At 66.4% G+C, this 14921-nt stretch carries 15 protein-coding genes; 6 read left to right on the top strand and 9 right to left on the bottom strand.

What is annotated here, in order from left to right; translation table 11 throughout:
- Nucleotides 1–68: 68 nt before the first annotated feature.
- The 4 genes from BLU88_RS05745 to BLU88_RS05730 form a co-directional block, all read right to left on the bottom strand.
- A complete protein-coding gene (locus tag BLU88_RS05745) occupies nt 69–830 on the bottom strand; it encodes an enoyl-CoA hydratase-related protein (protein WP_092011095.1) in 762 nt (253 codons plus the stop codon).
- A gap of 156 nt (nt 831–986) precedes the next feature.
- The gene (locus BLU88_RS05740) at nt 987–1559 is read right to left on the bottom strand and encodes a GNAT family N-acetyltransferase (protein ID WP_092011093.1); all 573 of its coding nucleotides are present in this window, start codon (nt 1557–1559) and stop codon (nt 987–989) included.
- Nucleotides 1559–2788, bottom strand: coding sequence for a trans-sulfuration enzyme family protein (locus BLU88_RS05735; protein ID WP_092011091.1), 1230 nt, complete (start codon nt 2786–2788; stop codon nt 1559–1561). The genes BLU88_RS05740 and BLU88_RS05735 overlap by 1 nt, the downstream gene beginning before the upstream one ends.
- Nucleotides 2789–2890: 102 nt before the next feature.
- Nucleotides 2891–3808 carry a LysR family transcriptional regulator gene (locus BLU88_RS05730; protein WP_092011089.1) on the bottom strand — a complete coding sequence of 306 codons (918 nt, stop codon included), beginning with the start codon at nt 3806–3808 and terminating at the stop codon, nt 2891–2893.
- 86 nt (nt 3809–3894) lie between these two features.
- On the opposite strand from BLU88_RS05730, the gene BLU88_RS05725 reads away from it, so the two are divergent.
- Nucleotides 3895–4995 (top strand): YeiH family protein, encoded by a 1101-nt coding sequence (locus BLU88_RS05725; RefSeq protein ID WP_092011047.1) that lies wholly within the window; start codon nt 3895–3897, stop codon nt 4993–4995.
- A gap of 264 nt (nt 4996–5259) precedes the next feature.
- Nucleotides 5260–6624 (top strand): SLC13 family permease, encoded by a 1365-nt coding sequence (locus tag BLU88_RS05720; protein ID WP_092011044.1) that lies wholly within the window; start codon nt 5260–5262, stop codon nt 6622–6624.
- Between the two features lie 114 nt (nt 6625–6738).
- Here BLU88_RS05720 and BLU88_RS05715 read toward each other — a convergent pair whose 3' ends face one another.
- Nucleotides 6739–7326: a GNAT family N-acetyltransferase gene (locus tag BLU88_RS05715; RefSeq protein ID WP_092011040.1), complete on the bottom strand. Its 588-nt coding sequence runs from the start codon at nt 7324–7326 to the stop codon at nt 6739–6741.
- Nucleotides 7327–7492: 166 nt separating this feature from the next.
- Between BLU88_RS05715 and BLU88_RS05710 the strand changes: the two genes are divergently transcribed.
- The gene (locus BLU88_RS05710; protein ID WP_092011037.1) at nt 7493–7819 is read left to right on the top strand and encodes a GNAT family N-acetyltransferase; all 327 of its coding nucleotides are present in this window, start codon (nt 7493–7495) and stop codon (nt 7817–7819) included.
- Nucleotides 7820–7954: 135 nt separating this feature from the next.
- Here the strand turns inward: BLU88_RS05710 and shiA are convergent, their stop codons facing one another.
- Nucleotides 7955–9280, bottom strand: coding sequence for a shikimate transporter (gene shiA / locus BLU88_RS05705; protein WP_092011034.1), 1326 nt, complete (start codon nt 9278–9280; stop codon nt 7955–7957).
- A 210-nt stretch (nt 9281–9490) separates the two neighbouring features.
- Here shiA and BLU88_RS05700 point away from each other — a divergent pair, with 210 nt between their 5' ends.
- The gene (locus BLU88_RS05700) at nt 9491–9721 is read left to right on the top strand and encodes a putative immunity protein (protein ID WP_092011031.1); all 231 of its coding nucleotides are present in this window, start codon (nt 9491–9493) and stop codon (nt 9719–9721) included.
- A 115-nt stretch (nt 9722–9836) separates the two neighbouring features.
- Here the strand turns inward: BLU88_RS05700 and BLU88_RS05695 are convergent, their stop codons facing one another.
- From BLU88_RS05695 to galU, 3 genes are all read right to left on the bottom strand, one after another.
- On the bottom strand, nt 9837–12002 hold the full coding sequence (locus BLU88_RS05695) for a hypothetical protein (RefSeq protein ID WP_092011027.1): 2166 nt from the start codon (nt 12000–12002) through the stop codon (nt 9837–9839).
- 125 nt (nt 12003–12127) lie between these two features.
- Complete coding sequence (locus BLU88_RS05690) at nt 12128–12724, bottom strand: GNAT family N-acetyltransferase (protein ID WP_092011024.1); 597 nt, start codon at nt 12722–12724, stop codon at nt 12128–12130.
- A 66-nt stretch (nt 12725–12790) separates the two neighbouring features.
- Nucleotides 12791–13693, bottom strand: coding sequence for a UTP--glucose-1-phosphate uridylyltransferase GalU (galU, locus tag BLU88_RS05685; protein WP_092011021.1), 903 nt, complete (start codon nt 13691–13693; stop codon nt 12791–12793).
- A 446-nt stretch (nt 13694–14139) separates the two neighbouring features.
- Here galU and BLU88_RS18910 point away from each other — a divergent pair, with 446 nt between their 5' ends.
- Both BLU88_RS18910 and BLU88_RS05675 read left to right on the top strand, forming a co-directional pair.
- Nucleotides 14140–14418 carry a 5-formyltetrahydrofolate cyclo-ligase gene (locus tag BLU88_RS18910; RefSeq protein WP_092017215.1) on the top strand — a complete coding sequence of 93 codons (279 nt, stop codon included), beginning with the start codon at nt 14140–14142 and terminating at the stop codon, nt 14416–14418.
- A gap of 166 nt (nt 14419–14584) precedes the next feature.
- Nucleotides 14585–14908 (top strand): FmdB family zinc ribbon protein, encoded by a 324-nt coding sequence (locus BLU88_RS05675; RefSeq protein ID WP_092011019.1) that lies wholly within the window; start codon nt 14585–14587, stop codon nt 14906–14908.
- The last annotated feature ends 13 nt before the right edge of the window (nt 14909–14921 follow it).

Raw genomic sequence — 14921 nt, 5'->3', positions numbered from 1 at the left:
CGCGGATGCGGATGAGCCGATTCGTGGTCAAACAGTTATGAACCGATTCTTCCGCGGCGGCCCGGGCATCACTCTCCGGTGAATGCCGGAGCGCGTTTGTCGAGGAAGGCGGCGACCCCCTCGGCGAAGTCCTTGCTCGCGCGCAGCCCGTCCTGCCCTTCGACCTCGCGGCCGAAGGACGAGTCGAGTTCGGCCAGGCTGGCCCGGTTGATCGCTCGTTTCGAGGCCGTCAGCGCCCGTGTCGGCCCCTGCGCGAAGGCTGAGGCGACCTCTTCGGCACGTGCCAGGTGACTTCCGGCCGGAACGACCTCACTGGCCAGGCCCCAGTCGAGGGCATCGGCGGCGTGCAGCTTCTCCCCCGTCAGCGCCAGGCGCAGAGCCCGATGGCGCCCGGCCGAGGCGGCGACCAGAGCGGTCGCGCCTCCGTCGGGCATGAGACCGATCTTCGTGAACGGCAGCATGAGATAGGACTTCTCGCTCATCACCAGGAAGTCGCAGGCCAGCGCGAGCGAGCACCCGATGCCGGCGGCCGGTCCGGAGACCGCCGCGATGGTGGGAATCGGCAGGTCGAGGATCGACGCGATGATCGCGTTCGCACCAGCGAGGTCGATTCCCTCGCGCTTCTCAACCCCTCCCTGCAGATCCGCCCCGGAGCTGAATGCTCTTTCGCTGCCGGTGAGGATGAGCGCACGGGAGTTCGCGGCCGCTTCGGTGACGGTCCGGCCGATGGTCTGGAACGTCTCCTCGTTGAGTGCGTTGAGACTCTCCGGACGGTTGATGGTCACGGTCGTGACTTCGCCGCTGACTTCGGTGAGAACACTGGTGGACAATGCAGCTCCTTCGTACGAATCCGATGATCCGGGTAGCTTTCGGGGTGCCTGCTTCCGGCGGCCCTGAGGGCGAACGGAAGCATCTACCGCCACTTTAACGTACGTTAAGTTGATCTGCGTCACATGTCCTCGGTGCTTCGTTCGTCGCTGCCCGGCTCAGGCCAGAGCGGCGTCGAGCTGCGCGGAGGTGAGTTCCCGGTCGGCGAAGACCAGTCGGACAGCAGCCGAGTCGGGATTGCCGACATCGGGTGCGCGATGGACGAGCTCGAGCCCGAGTCTGCGGGCGACCACCGCAGAGGCGACGTTGTGCTCGAGCAGATAGGCCACAACCGGCACCGTGGGATCGATGCTCCCGGCAGCCGCGATCGCCTCTTGCGACACCGCGGTTGCCAGTCCCCGCCCCTGCGCTTCGGGCCGAAAGCGGTAGCCGAGGTTCCAGAACGCTCCGGGTTCGCGACGGGAGGCACCGGTGCCGGCGACGCCGCGCAGGGAGCAGCCGCAGTGGCCGAGAACGTCTCCGCCGTAAACCTCTCTGACCATCCACGGCCCGATTCCGTCGAGCTCCCACTGGGACTGGAGCTTATCGAGGAGCGCCTCGGCCTCCTGCTTGACTGTCATCCGTCCGCTCGGCAGATGCCTCCAGACTCGCGGGTCGGAGTCGATGGAGAAGAGCTGTTCGACATCACCGTCCTGCGGACGGTCGAGCACATAGTCCGGCGTCCGCCCCATCAGGCCAGGGCCGTCTCGAGGTCGGCCCACAGGTCGTCGAGATTCTCGATGCCCACGCTCAGGCGAATGAGTCCCTCAGGCACGGTCGCGGGCTCCGAAGGGTGCCGGCGGCGGCGCTCGAGGAGGGACTCCACCCCGCCCAGGGATGTCGCCGGCGTCCACAGTCGGACCGCCTCGGCGATGGCGGTGGCCCGGTCCGCGGATTCGACGGTGAAGGAGATGATGGCCCCGAACCCGTTCATCTGCGCTGCGGCACGGGCGTGGCCCGGGTCGTTCGGCAGCCCCGGGTAGCGGGTTTCGATGACGGCGGGATGAGCAGCCAGACGTTCGGCGATGGCTTGGGCGTTGGCCTGCGCGCGGTCGAGGCGCACCGCCAGGGTGCGCAGTCCGCGCAGTGCCAGCCAGACCTCGAACGGCCCGGCGATGCCGCCGCGCATGGATCGTTCCGTGCGCAGGTCCTCGCGCAGTCCGGCGTTGCCGGTCACGATCGCGCCGAGGACGACGTCGGAGTGGCCTGCCAGGTATTTCGTCACCGAGTGCACGACGATATCGGCCCCCAGATCGAGCGGGGTCTGCAGCAGCGGGGTAGCGAAGGTGTTGTCGACGGAGACGAGGAATCCGCGGTCCTTGGCGGCCGCGGTCAACGCGGGAACGTCGGCGACCTCGAGCATCGGGTTCGTCGGCGATTCGATCCACAGCATCCCCCGGGATCCGGCTGCGCCGGCACTCGCCGAGGCGGCCGTCCCCTCCGCTGTCGCCCGGTCTGCCGTCGCACGCCCCGCTTCATCGAGGGCCGCGATGACCGCCTCGGTGTCGGAGATGTCGACGGTGACGAGGTCGAAGGCCTGTCGCTCGGCGATCTGCTCCGCGGAGGCGAGCGCTCCCTGGTAGGCGTGGGTCGGGATGATCAGCGTGCCTCCGGCGGGCACGAGGCTGATCACGGCGGAGATCGCAGCGAGGCCGGAGCCGAAGACCAGCCCGGGCAGCGCCGAGTGTTCGAGCTGACCGAGCGCTTCCTCGAAGGGCGTCCAGGCGGGGGTGTCGAAACGGGCGTAGACATAGGGCGATTCGGAGATGTCTCCGGCGCTCACGAAGGTCGACGACAGGTCGATCGGCGGATTCACCGCTGCGCCGTCGGCGCGCTGCGGGCGTCCGGTCTCGACGACGATGGTGTCCGGTGCGAATTCGGAGTGAGTGACGGGTGAGGAGGCGGGCTCGGACTGTGTCATGTGCCCAATATAGAGGTGCGACCGTCGCTGGTGCCGAGTCGTCCGAGTCTCGCTGTCCGCGGATCCTGCCCCCGCGACCGTCCCTCGTCTGTGCTCAGCTCCCTACCTCAGACTGTCGACCATATGCTCGAGCAGCAGACGCGCACCGGGCGACTGCCGCCGATTCCGCGCCCACACTGCGTGGAGTTCGCGGGTGAGATCGACGTCGTCGGCCACCGGCAGCGGCACCAGACGACCCGCTCGGAAGTCATCGCGCAGCGCGAGCTCGGACAGAACCGCCGGGGCCACGGACGTGGCCGCGGCGATGCGCAGGGCCGAGTTCGACCCGTACTCGCCGGCCACGCGCACTCCCCCAGCGGCGATCAGCGCCGCGTCGATGGCCTCCCGGGTTCCGGAGCCGATCTCGCGTACCAGCAGCGGCACCTGCGTCAGCTCCTCGGCGGTGATCGGCTTCGTCCAGGCATGGGGGAACTTCGACGCGCAGGCGATCATGAGTCGGTCACGCCCGACCACCTCGGCGTTGAGGTCCCGGGGCAGGGACACGGATTCGATCAGCCCGAGGTCGCAGGTCTGCCGGCGCACCCGGTCGATGACGGTCGCGGAGTTCTCCACCGACAGTCCGATGTCGATCTTCGGATGTGCGGCGCGGAAGGTCGTGAGGTGGTGGGGCATGAGGTATTCGGCGACCGTCAGTGAGGCGCTGACCTTGACGGTTCCGGCTCGGGCGTCGCGAATCGCGCGGGCTCCGGCGTCGAGGACGTCATAGGCTTCGATGACCTTCGACCCCCATTCGGCGACTGCCCGGCCTTCGACGGTGAGTTCAGTGCCCTGCGGCGAGCGCCGCAGCAGCGGCACCTTGAGATCGCGTTCGAGGTTGCGCAGGCTGCGTGAGGCATTCGGCTGAGCGAGATCGAGTGCTGCCGCGGCCTGGCCGATTGATCGGGCGTTGCCGCTGAGAGCCACCAGCAGCCCCAGAGCCTGGAGCTCGGGCCAGTTCTTCATATTCCCGAGATCATGCATATGCCCATCATGCCATATCAGATCGATATGGGTTGTAACGAAATCAGCGTCTACTGCGATCGCGCAGGCGTTGACAGACTGAACTCATGAATCGCTTCACGTCTCTCTTGCCCGGACTCGCTGTCGCCGCTGTGGCCACGGCAGTCGCGTGGCCGATCTCCATGCTCCTGCCCGTGCTCTCGCCGCTGCTCGTGGCGATCGTACTCGGCATCCTCCTGGGCAATCTCGTGCCCAACCTCCCCGAGGTGTTCATGCCCGGGCTCAACTTCGCGGCGAAGCCGCTGCTGCGTCTGGGCATCGTCGCCCTCGGTGCGCAGGTCGTGCTAGGTGACATCCTCGACCTCGGCTGGCTCGTCCTCGTCCTCGCCGCGGTCATCGTCGCCGCCGGCATCCTCTCGGCCCTCGCTCTGGCCAAACCGCTCAAGGTCGACCGTCCCCTGGCCGTGCTCATCGGCAGCGGCTTCGGCATCTGCGGTGCCGCCGCCGTCGCCGGAATCGAGTCGACGCTGAAGTCGAAGAAGGAGGACGTGGCCGCCGCGATCGGCCTCGTCGTCCTCTTCGGCACCCTGATGATCGCGATCGTCCCCGGCCTCTCGACCGCACTGGGCCTGTCCCCGGAGACCGCCGGAATGTGGGGCGGCGCCGCCACCCACGAGGTCGCCCAGGTCGTGGCGATCGGCGGAATCATCGGACCCGCCGCCCTCGAGATCGCCGTCCTCGTCAAGCTCGCCCGCGTCATCATGCTCGCCCCCACCGTCGCCGTGTTCAGCTACGCCGTGCGCCGCAGCGAGGCGAAGGCACTGGCGAGCTCCACCGCCACCGAGGCGGCCGCCGGTTCTGCCGAGACCTCCGCAGATGCCGGCTCGGATGCAGAGAACAACGGGTCGGTGTCAACCGCGACGAAGGCGGCTCCGGCTCAGGGCAAGCGCCCGCCGATCGTGCCGCTCTTCGTCGTCGGCTTCCTGATCATGGCGGCCCTGCGCACCTTCGGTCTGCTGCCGGAGTTCGCGGTCACCGGGCTGAGCTGGATCCAGACGGTCTGTCTGGCGATGGCCATGTTCGCCCTCGGTCGCGGAGTGCAGTGGCGGTCGCTGAAGAACCTCGGTGCCCGACCGATCGCACTGGCCACCCTGGTCACGATCGTCGTCGCCCTCATCGCCCTCGGAGGAGCTCTCCTCCTCACCTAAACACCCCAATTGCTACCTGACGGCGGCTCAGCTACCTCGCGCGAGGTTGCTGAGCCGCCGTCAGGTAGTAATGGGTGCACTCTCATGCCTGCGCTGCCGAACGTGACTGCGTATCTGCGGGCCGCCTCGGCAAGGTCTATCCGTCTATCGGGAGTTTCCGACGGATCGGGCACGCCTCAGCGGTACCCGCCGGTAACACTGGTAGTGTCTCTCAGCGAATCAGCCAGCGATGCTCAGCGTCGCTTCAGCCTTCGCAAGGACATCATGCTCACTCAGATCATCGCACTGCTCATCTTCATCGCCCTCTTCGCCGTCGGCGCGATCCGCGGTGTGCAGATCGGCGTGCTCATGCTCGTCGGCGCGGCCGGAACCGGGCTCGTCTTCACCGATATGTCGGTCGAGGACATCATCGCCGAATTCCCACTGAGCATCATGATCCTGCTGGCGGGCGTGACCTACTTCTTCGCGATCGCGCAGGAGAACGGGACGGTCGACAAGATCATCGACTGGGCCCTCGAACGCGTCGGATCCTCCGCGGTGCTGCTGCCGGTCGTGTTCTTCCTCATCACCGGTGGAATCGCGGCCATGGGTGCCCCACTGGCCGGACTGGTGATGATGCCGGTGGGCATGCAGGTCGCGCGCAAGTACGGGGTCGACTATGCGCTCATGGGTCTGGCGATCTGCTTCGCCATCGGTGCCGGCGGCTTCGCCCCGACCAGCCTCTACGGAATCGTCACCTATTCGACCGCGCACGACGCCGGAATCGACCTCTCCCCGTTCCTGCTCTTCGGCATCGCCGTGGCCGTCTATCTCGTCATGCTCGCCGTCGCGTATTTCATGTACGGGCGGTCGCTGTTTTCGAAGACGACGGTGGCGGCCGCCGAGCATGCCGAAGCCGGTGCCCGCGTCTCACGTGGTTCCGCCTCGGCGTCGAGTGTCGCCTTCGGTGAGGACGACGAGGACGAAGCGCTCTTCGACTCCTCCACCACCGACGAGGCCGGCGAATCCTCGCCCTTCACCTTCGTGCAGATCCTCACCGTGATCTTCATGGTCGGCCTCATCGCCACCGTGGTCGTGCTCGCGGCCCTCGGTCAGGAACCGGACATCGGTCTGCTGTGCTTCATGTTCGGAGCGATCCTCGCACTCGTCGATCCGAAGACGGGCAAGGCCGCGATCCCGAAGATCGACTGGCCGACCGTCCTCCTCGTCGGCGGCATCATCACCTTCGTCGGCGTGCTCCAGAACATGGGCGCCGTCGACCTGCTCGGTGAAGGCGCCGAGTCGATCGGTTCACCCCTCATCGCCGCTTTCGTCCTCTGCATCGTCGGTGGCCTGGTCTCCGCGTTCGCATCGACGACGGGCATCCTGGCCGCGCTGGTGCCGCTGGCGCTGCCGCTCATCGCCGCGGGTGGGGTGCCCGGTTGGGCGCTCATCGCGGCACTGGGTGTGTGCTCGGCCGTCGTCGACGTCTCACCGTTCTCGACACTGGGTGCCACGGTCGTCGCAACTGCCCCTGTTGAGGACAAGCCGCGGCTGACCCGCATCCTCGTGAAGTTCGGGATGTCGATGGTCGTCATCGGACCGGTCGCTCTCGTCGGCGGTCTCGTCGTCCCCGCCATGATGTTCTGAGACTCTGAGGCTGAACCCCAGAGTCGCCGAGAATAGGTCAGCATCGGACATTCTTCTTCGACAGACATGTCCGATGCTGACCTATTCTCGGCTTCAGGCCCTCGTTCGGCCGCTTCAGCCCAAGCGCTTGGACAACAGTACGAACTCGAGGTCATCGACCTTCGGCAGCCCGAAGCGGGCGTCGCCATAGGGGAAGGGCTCGACCTCTCCGGTACGCACATAGCCGCGGCGTTCGTAGTAGGCGATGAGTTCGTCGCGCTTGTTGATCACGCTCATCCGCATCGACGTCGCGCCCCAGTGTTCGGCCACCCACGCCTCGGCAAGGCCGATGAGAGCTGACCCCACACCCTTGCCCTGCCCCAGCGGAGAGACGGCGAGCACGCCGAGGTAGGCGGCTCCGTCGTCGGGCTGACGCACGTAGACGCTGCCCACCGCACGTCCCTGCCCATCGCGGGCGAGCAGAATCTGGGAGTCCGCCTCGGCGAGCATGTCCTCAGCCATGGGCGCGTCGAGCCGCTGTCCGCCCAGCAGGTCGGCCTCGGTGGTCCACCCCTGCTTCGAGCCCTCGCCGCGGTAGGCCGAGGACACGAGCTCGACGTAATCGGCGATGTCGGCCGACATGAGCTCGGCGACCTCGAATCCGGCTTCGCGCAGCTGCCGGCGGTGCGTGTCGACCAGTGTCACCGAGGGGTGTGCGGTCATAGGCGGGACTCCTTCACGACTTTCAGTGGGGCTCACACGCCCCAGGCTAGTCGCATCGTTCTCAGCAGGCCTATAGTGTCAACTATCAGGACAGCGGCGGACGACGATCGCCCGTCGTTCGACCATCGGACAGTGCCGCAGGCACGGACATTCGGGAGGAATGACCATGGACATCGATATCTCGGGAGAGAACTTCACCATCACCGAGGATGTTGCGGCCAAACGCTTCACCATCTCCCACGAGGGCAAGGTCATCGGTCACGCCGATTACAGCGACCGCACTGCCAGCGTCGATGACACCGCCGACGGAACCGTGCGCATCTTCACCCACACCGAGGTGTCACCCGAATGGGGAGGCCGCGGCCTGGCGGCGAAGCTGGTGCGCTATGCGCTCGAGACCAGCGCCGAGGAGGGGCTGAAGTTCCGTACCACGTGCTCCTATGTGCAGAATTTCCTGGCCAAGAACGACGAGTTCGACAAATTCGTCGCCTGAGCGGCCGGCCCATGAGCGGTGTGCGCTCCCGGCGATGATGTCGCGCGGCCCCGACGACCGAGTGGCCGCCGCACCCCACACCGTTCCTGCCACAACCACCTCGATGCGGCATACCGCCTCGGTGCACCGAGGTGATCAAGCCCTTGCGGTGCGGCATCCCTTCTGCGCGAGGTAGGCGGCGACCGAGATCGAAACCAGGCACCCCAGCGCGAGGTAGGCGCCGACGAGGTACCAGCTGCCGTCACCGACTCCGACGAGGTAGGTGGCGATGAACGGAGTGAAGCCCCCAGCCAGCGCACTGGCCAGCTGGTAGCCGACGCCCGCTCCGCTGTAGCGGAATTCGGGGCTGAACATCTCGGCGAACAGGGGCTGCTGGACGCTGACGACCGCGTCGTGGGCGATGTTGACCAGCAGCACGGCGAAGATCACGATCGCGATCGTGCTTCCCGATTCGAGAGCGAGGAAGAACGGGATCGCGCTGAGCAGGCCGACGATTCCCCCAGTGAGGTAGACGCGCAGGCGTCCGTGCCGGTCGGAGAGGTAGGCGATGGCGGGAATCGTGACGATCCCCAGTCCGCCGACCAACAGGGTGATGTTGAGCATGAGCTGCCGGTCGATACCGAATTCGTCCGTTGCGTACGACAGCGCGAAGGTGGTGACGATGTACATGGTGAGCAGCTCGATGAACCGCAGTCCGAGGATCTGGGCGATCTGCGCGGGGAAGCGTCTGAAGGCTTCGAGGATCGGCAGCTTCGGGACAGTGTCCTCGTCTGCGTTCTGCACCCGTTCCACATACTCTTCGGGTTCGGCGACACCGGACCGGATCCACAGCCCGATGAGGACGAGTCCTGAGCTGGCGAGGAACGGGATCCTCCACCCCCAGGCCAGGAAGCCCTCGGAGGTCAGTCCGCCGCTGAGTACGGCGACGAGTCCGGTGGCCAGAAGCAGTCCGACCGAATAGCCGACCTGGACTCCGCTGGAGTAGAAGGCACGCAGCTTCGGCGGTGCGCTTTCGACGGCCATGAGTGCGGCACCGCCCCATTCGCCGCCGACCGCCACACCTTGGATGCAGCGCAGCAGGACGAGCAGCGCTGGGGCCAGCCAGCCGATCGTCTGGTAGGTGGGCAGGCAGCCGATGAGGGCGGTAGCCACGCCCATGATCGTCATCGTCCAGATGAGCATGGATCTGCGGCCGAGGCGGTCACCGAAGTGGCCGAAGATGATGCCGCCGAGTGGGCGGAAGATGAATCCGACGCCGAAGGTCGCGAATGCTGCGAGAGTGCCCGCACGGTCACTGTAACCGGGGAAGAAGAGTTCGCCGAAGACCAGAGCAGCGACGATGCCGTAGAGCAGGAAGTCGTACCATTCGACGACGGCACCGATGAACGACCCGGCGGCCGCGCGGCGGGCGCGCCGTGCTCCCTCCGGCTCGATTCTCACCTGGTCATCGATATCGGCCATCGGATTCTCCCCTGAACTCGTCTTCTGCCGGTCGCCCTCGCGTGGTCGACGCTGAGCAATCTAACACGGTCGAAGATCGCCGGGTTGGCCGTGTCCAACAGAGAGAACGCAGGTCGCCGACGGCCTTCCGCAGGGCTGTCTGCGAGCTCGCAACAGGAACAGATCGGAGAAACGACTCGAATCGGCAACCGCGAACGCCCGCCAGGATCTGTGCCTGCGACTGCTGTCCGTGTCCGGTCGGCTCCGATGGCCCTGCCGGAGGTCCGCGATCCACGGATGATCACGATTCGCCGAGGCGGTGCCCTCATCGACGCCGACCACCAGCTTCTCGCGCTGTGGGCTGCCGACTGTGCTGAACACGTCCTGCCGTTCTTCGATTCCGAGTCCCCCGGAGATGGGCGCCCTCGCGATGCCATCTGCTGGTCGGTCTTCAGCGCCTGACCCACCTTCGTGGACACCGCAGCCCTGGCATGCAGAAGCCCCGCACAAACCATGCGGGGCTTCTGCATCGGCGTCGCGAAATCCGAGTGGACCTCGACTCAGCGGCTCGGGTGCCTCAGGCGCGCCGGCGAGCGAGGACGTCGTTGACGGCGCCGAGGTCGGCGGCCTTCGTCGTCCGGATCGCTTTGCGTCCGTGGCCGAGCGGCCCTTCCTCGCGGGCTGAGTCGCTGAGCTCCGGACGGTAGCCGAGCTCTTCGGCGAACTGAGCCGCAATGTCCTCGCGGCTGCGGGCTTCGGTCCCATACGAGCTGGCATCGGCCGCCGTTGCCTCGGGCACCGAGTGCTCGGCTTCGGGTGCGTCGACATAGCTGGGCACGGGCAGCGGGGTCGGCGACCAGCCGTCACGCGATTTCAGACGCTGCATGAACGGGTCATCGACCTTCGGAGACGCCGCGTTGAGCGCAGCGTGCACATCCGCATCGGAGTCCTCCCGGTCGGCCGCGTCCGTGTCGGTCTCAGCGACGAGGTCGGCTCCGAGCGAGACCGGAGCCTCGGCGGATTCGGCCTGAGTCTTCTCTGCGGACTTCGCCGAAGCGGCAGAAGCATCGTTCTCTTGCTCTGCCCCGCTGTCCTTCGACTCGGCCTTCGCCTCGGCCTTCGCCGCGGCCGTCTGTGTCGAAGCCACCGTGTCAGTGGTGACCGAAGTCGACGTGCTCTCGGACTCGGTGGTCGCCTCGGTGGAGGCGGTGTCACCGTCTGCAGCGGCCTTCTCCTTCACGACCGGGATCGGTCCGGTGAGGAGGACCTGGCGCGTGGAGTGGCCTTCGGTGGCTTCCTTGCGGATGCGCACGAGAGGGATCTCGCCGGTGTCGGCCTCTTCGCGGGACTTCTTCGCCGAGGCGGAGCGGTTCATCGCGGCGCGAGCCTGCGCGGCCTTCGTCGCTGCGCTCGTGCCCTGCGCCGCCGCCGCGATCCGTGCAGCGGTTCCGCTCGAGGTCGATGCAGGAATCGCGCGAGGCTGCTGCTTGACCGGAACGGTCTGCGACTTCGCACCCGTCCGAGCCGGTCCCTGCTTCCCGTCAGAAGGCTGAGCGGTCGCCTTCGGTCGGGCCGTGGCAGTCGGTCGGTCAACGGCCGTCGACCGTTCGGCCGGGGCAGGCTGGGCGGCGCGCTCCGGCTTGGTCGCGCGCTCGGATCGGTCGGTGCGCTCAGGCTTGGCTGCAGGTCGTGACCGGGTGGTCTCCTGCAGGCGTCGCAGCTGTTTCTTCGTGTCCCGCTTGCGCAGGTTGATCGTGCGCACGAGGAACAGTGTGACGACCGCGAGTCCGAGGAAGACGCCGGCCAGGGCGATGTGCACGACCGAGAAAGCCGCGAGCACACTGGACACAAGAATGCCGAGGACCGAGGCGAGGAAGACCAGGGAGAAGCCCCTGACCATAGTGTTCAGCGACTTCAGTGACTCCCGCAGGGTCGTGGCTTGCTCAGTCATCGCATGTTCCTCATCGGTTCCGATGGTCGGATTGGAAATCTGTCGGTTGTGTCCGTCTGGGGTGGGCATCCCCTCGCCGAGGCGACCGCCGCGTCCCGTCCGGGACTGACCCTCGCGTGGTCCGCCGCTTCGTGGGGCTGGGCCGGCGCTGCCCGAAGTCGTCCGGCTCGTCGACGCGTTGCGGCCGGCACCGGTCGCGTGCGGCGGATGTGCCTGCTGCTGCAGGCCCTGTCGGTCCGACTGCTCAGCGGAGCGGCCGCTGTCGTTGAAGACGGCGTGGACCGCGGGGTGGAGCATCCGCACGTTGTCGGTGCCCGCGCCCGTACTCGCTCCCGTGTCAGTGCCGATGTCTACGCTGGATCCGACGACGCTGCGACCGACAGCTGCATGGCCGCTGGACAGGGAGGAGTAGGTTTCACCGACCGCAACGGGAAGGACGTTGAGCTGTGTGTGCTCGGCTTCCTCGGTGACGGTGTGCGATTCGGCGTGACCGTCGATGACCGCGAACTCAGGAGTGGAGGCCGAGAGACTCAGCTTCGGGGCCTCGTCTACCTGTGAGATGTTCGAGGTCGGCACCGACGGCGCCTTCCGGGGTTTGTCGTGGAAGACCTGGATGCGCTCCGAATGGTCGTGCCCGGGTACGGCTGTCTCGGCGGAGACGACGGCTGCCTTGTCCGGAACCGTATCGATTTCGACGCGCGAGAGATCCGTCGCGGACTTCCGAATCATTGCGGGCACAGCAACGGCGAAGACCACGACGATGGCGATGACGACGATGATGCTGGTGTCCACAATGCCACCCTAAGTTGCAGGCATCGGGGAACTCGTGAAGGCGCGAGGTGTGTCGGTCAAACAGCGGCGAAGTTCACCGAATTCCCAGGTCGCGGCTGAAAACCTCCCGGTACGCCGATTCGCTCCTAGACCGCGCTGCTGCCGTGTCGGTATGCGGCCAGCAGACCCTGCGGGACCTCGTCGGCGAGCAGAGCGAACGTGCGGTGGTCGCACCACTGACCGTCGATGTGCATGTACTTCTCGCGCAGCCCCTCGTCGCGCAGACCCAGCTTCTCGACCACGCGCAGGCTCGCTGTGTTCTCCGGGCGGATGTTGATCTCGACGCGATGCAGGCCGAGGGCGAAGAAGCAGTGGTCGGCGGCCATGGCCACGGCGACCGGGGTGATTCCGCGCCCGGCCACGCGTGAATCGATCCAGTACCCGATCTGTCCGGACAGGATCGAACCCCAGCTCAGTCCCGACACGGTGATCTGGCCGCGGAAGTTCCCGTCGACCTCGATGGCGAACGGCACTGTCTGTCCGCGTTTGGCCTGCTTGTCCTGCATCCGCACCATCGTGCGGAATCCCGGCAGCTCCTGGCCGGGCGCGGGCAGGGTCGCGTCCCACGGACGCAGCCAGTCGCGGTTGAAACGACGGACCTCTCGCCAGGCCTCTTCGTCGCGGCGGCGCAGCGGTCGCAGCACGATATCGGACTGTCGATCAGTCAGGATGACAGGCCACACGCGGCTGCCCTCGCTCTCGGGTTCCAGGTCGGTCCGCCCTGACGGGCTGAACCTCAGACAGTCGGCTCAGTCCAGCGTCGGCACGAAGTCGCGCAGCCAGGCCTTGAGGTCGTCGCCGAGGTCCTCCCGGTCGCACGCGATCTGCACGACCGCCTTGAGGTAGTCGAGCTTGTCACCCGTGTCGTAGCGGGCACCCTTGAACACGACTCCGTAAACGCCGTGGCCGTCGACGTCTCCGGCGAGTTCCTGCAGGGCATCGGTGAGCTGGATTTCGTTGCCGCGTCCCGGCTTCGTGGTCTCGAGGACGTCGAAGATCTCGGGAGCGAGCACGTAGCGGCCGATGATGGCGAGGTTCGAAGGAGCATCCTCGGTGGCGGGCTTTTCGACGAGGTCGGTGACTTTGACGACCTCGTCATCGGACGTGGCCTCGACAGCAGCGCAGCCGTAGAGGCGGATCGCCTCGGGCGGGACTTCCATGAGTGCGACGACGCTGCCGCCGGTCTTCTCCGCGACCTCGATCATCTTCGGCAGGATCGGGCTGCGCTCATCGATGAGATCGTCACCGAGCAGCACTGCGAACGGTTCGTTGCCCACATGCTGGCGACCCTTCAGCACGGCATGGCCGAGTCCCCTGGGATCGCCCTGGCGCACATAATGGATATCGGCGAGCTCCGAGGGATGGCGCACGGCGGCGAGCTTCTTGTCGTCGCCCTTCTGAGCGAGCGCTGCCTCGAGTCCGTCGACCCGGTCGAAATGGTCTTCCAGCGGCCGCTTGTTGCGGCCGGTGATCATGAGGACGTCCTGCAGACCGGCGTCGACGGCTTCCTCGATGACGTACTGGATCGCCGGTTTGTCGACGACGGGGAGCATCTCTTTGGGGGTGGCTTTCGTTGCGGGGAGGAATCGAGTTCCGAGGCCGGCGACGGGGATCACGGCCTTGCGAACGGTGCGCTGCGCTTCATCACTCATGAAGTCATCTTAACGAATCCGCCTCCCCCGGTTAGTCTGAACTGCGTGGACTCCCAAACTTCGAAGGCGCAGCTGCGGTCCCGCATCCGCGCCGCTCGCACCGACCGCTCCCTCGACGAGGCGGCTCCCGCCACTTCGTCCGCAGGTTCCGTGGCAGCCGCCGCATGGGACCTCATCCGGGAAGCGCCGGTCCGTTCTCTCCTCGCTTATGCCTCGCTGCCCGGAGAGCCGGACCTCGACCCTGCACTCGACCGGTTCCTCGCAGCAGGAGGCACCGTCTACCTGCCGGTCGTCACGAAGGTGGGACAGCCCCTGATGTTCGGCCGAGTCACCGGTTCGATGGCCAGCCTGCCCCCACAGGGCAGATGGGGAATCCGCGAACCGGCCCACGATGACGACCTGCTCACCGCAGCTCAGCTGCTCTCCCCGCGGTCGGTCTCGACCTCATCTTCGTACCAGCTCTGGGGTTCGGCGCCGATGGCGCCCGGCTGGGCAATGGAGGCGGCTTCTATGACAGAACCTTCGGCCCGCGCGGGGATGAGCCTCTCGATTCGAGGTCCTGTGGTTCGGAACCCAATAGTTCTGGGCCGATTGGTTCGGGGCCGCGAGTCGTCGGGGTGTGCTTCGCCGAGGAGCTCGGCCTGACTGGACTCGTCGCAGAGGATTGGGATCTGCGCATTCCTGCGGCCGTCACCGAGGACGGAACTCACATCTTCACCGGCTGACTCACGTCGTCTTCGCTGATTGCCTCACATCTTCACCGACTGTTCATCGGGAATCAGACCCCACTCGCGCGTGTTGATATGTGGATAACCTTGTGCATATCGCGGACCGGTGCTCCGGGGAGGTTCCAGTGTGCACTATAATCTTCTCGTCGAAGAAAGGTCTCGAATGCCCGTCTACTCCTACGCCTGCAAGAGCTGTGGTCACGCCTTTGATATTCATCAGGACTTCAGCGATGACTCGCTCACCGTCTGCCCGGAATGCCAGGGCCGCCTGAAGAAGGTCTTCGGCGCAGTGGGCATCAGCTTCAAGGGATCCGGCTTCTACGCCACAGACTCCCGCTCCAGCAAGTCGAGCACCGTCAACTCCTCGAGTTCTGACTCCTCCTCGAAGGAATCCTCGAGCTCGTCAGCGAAGGAAACCTCGAGCACCTCCTCGTCGAACTCAACGGCGAGCAGCTCCTCGACTGCGAGCTCCCCAGCTGCCAGCTGACCGAATCGGTTCA

It is taken from the genome of Brevibacterium siliguriense, from assembly GCF_900105315.1.
In the GTDB taxonomy this organism is placed as follows: Bacteria; Actinomycetota; Actinomycetes; order Actinomycetales; family Brevibacteriaceae; genus Brevibacterium; species Brevibacterium siliguriense.
The sequence above is the reverse complement of the archived record's forward strand: the minus strand, read 5'-3'. Positions and strand labels throughout refer to the sequence as shown.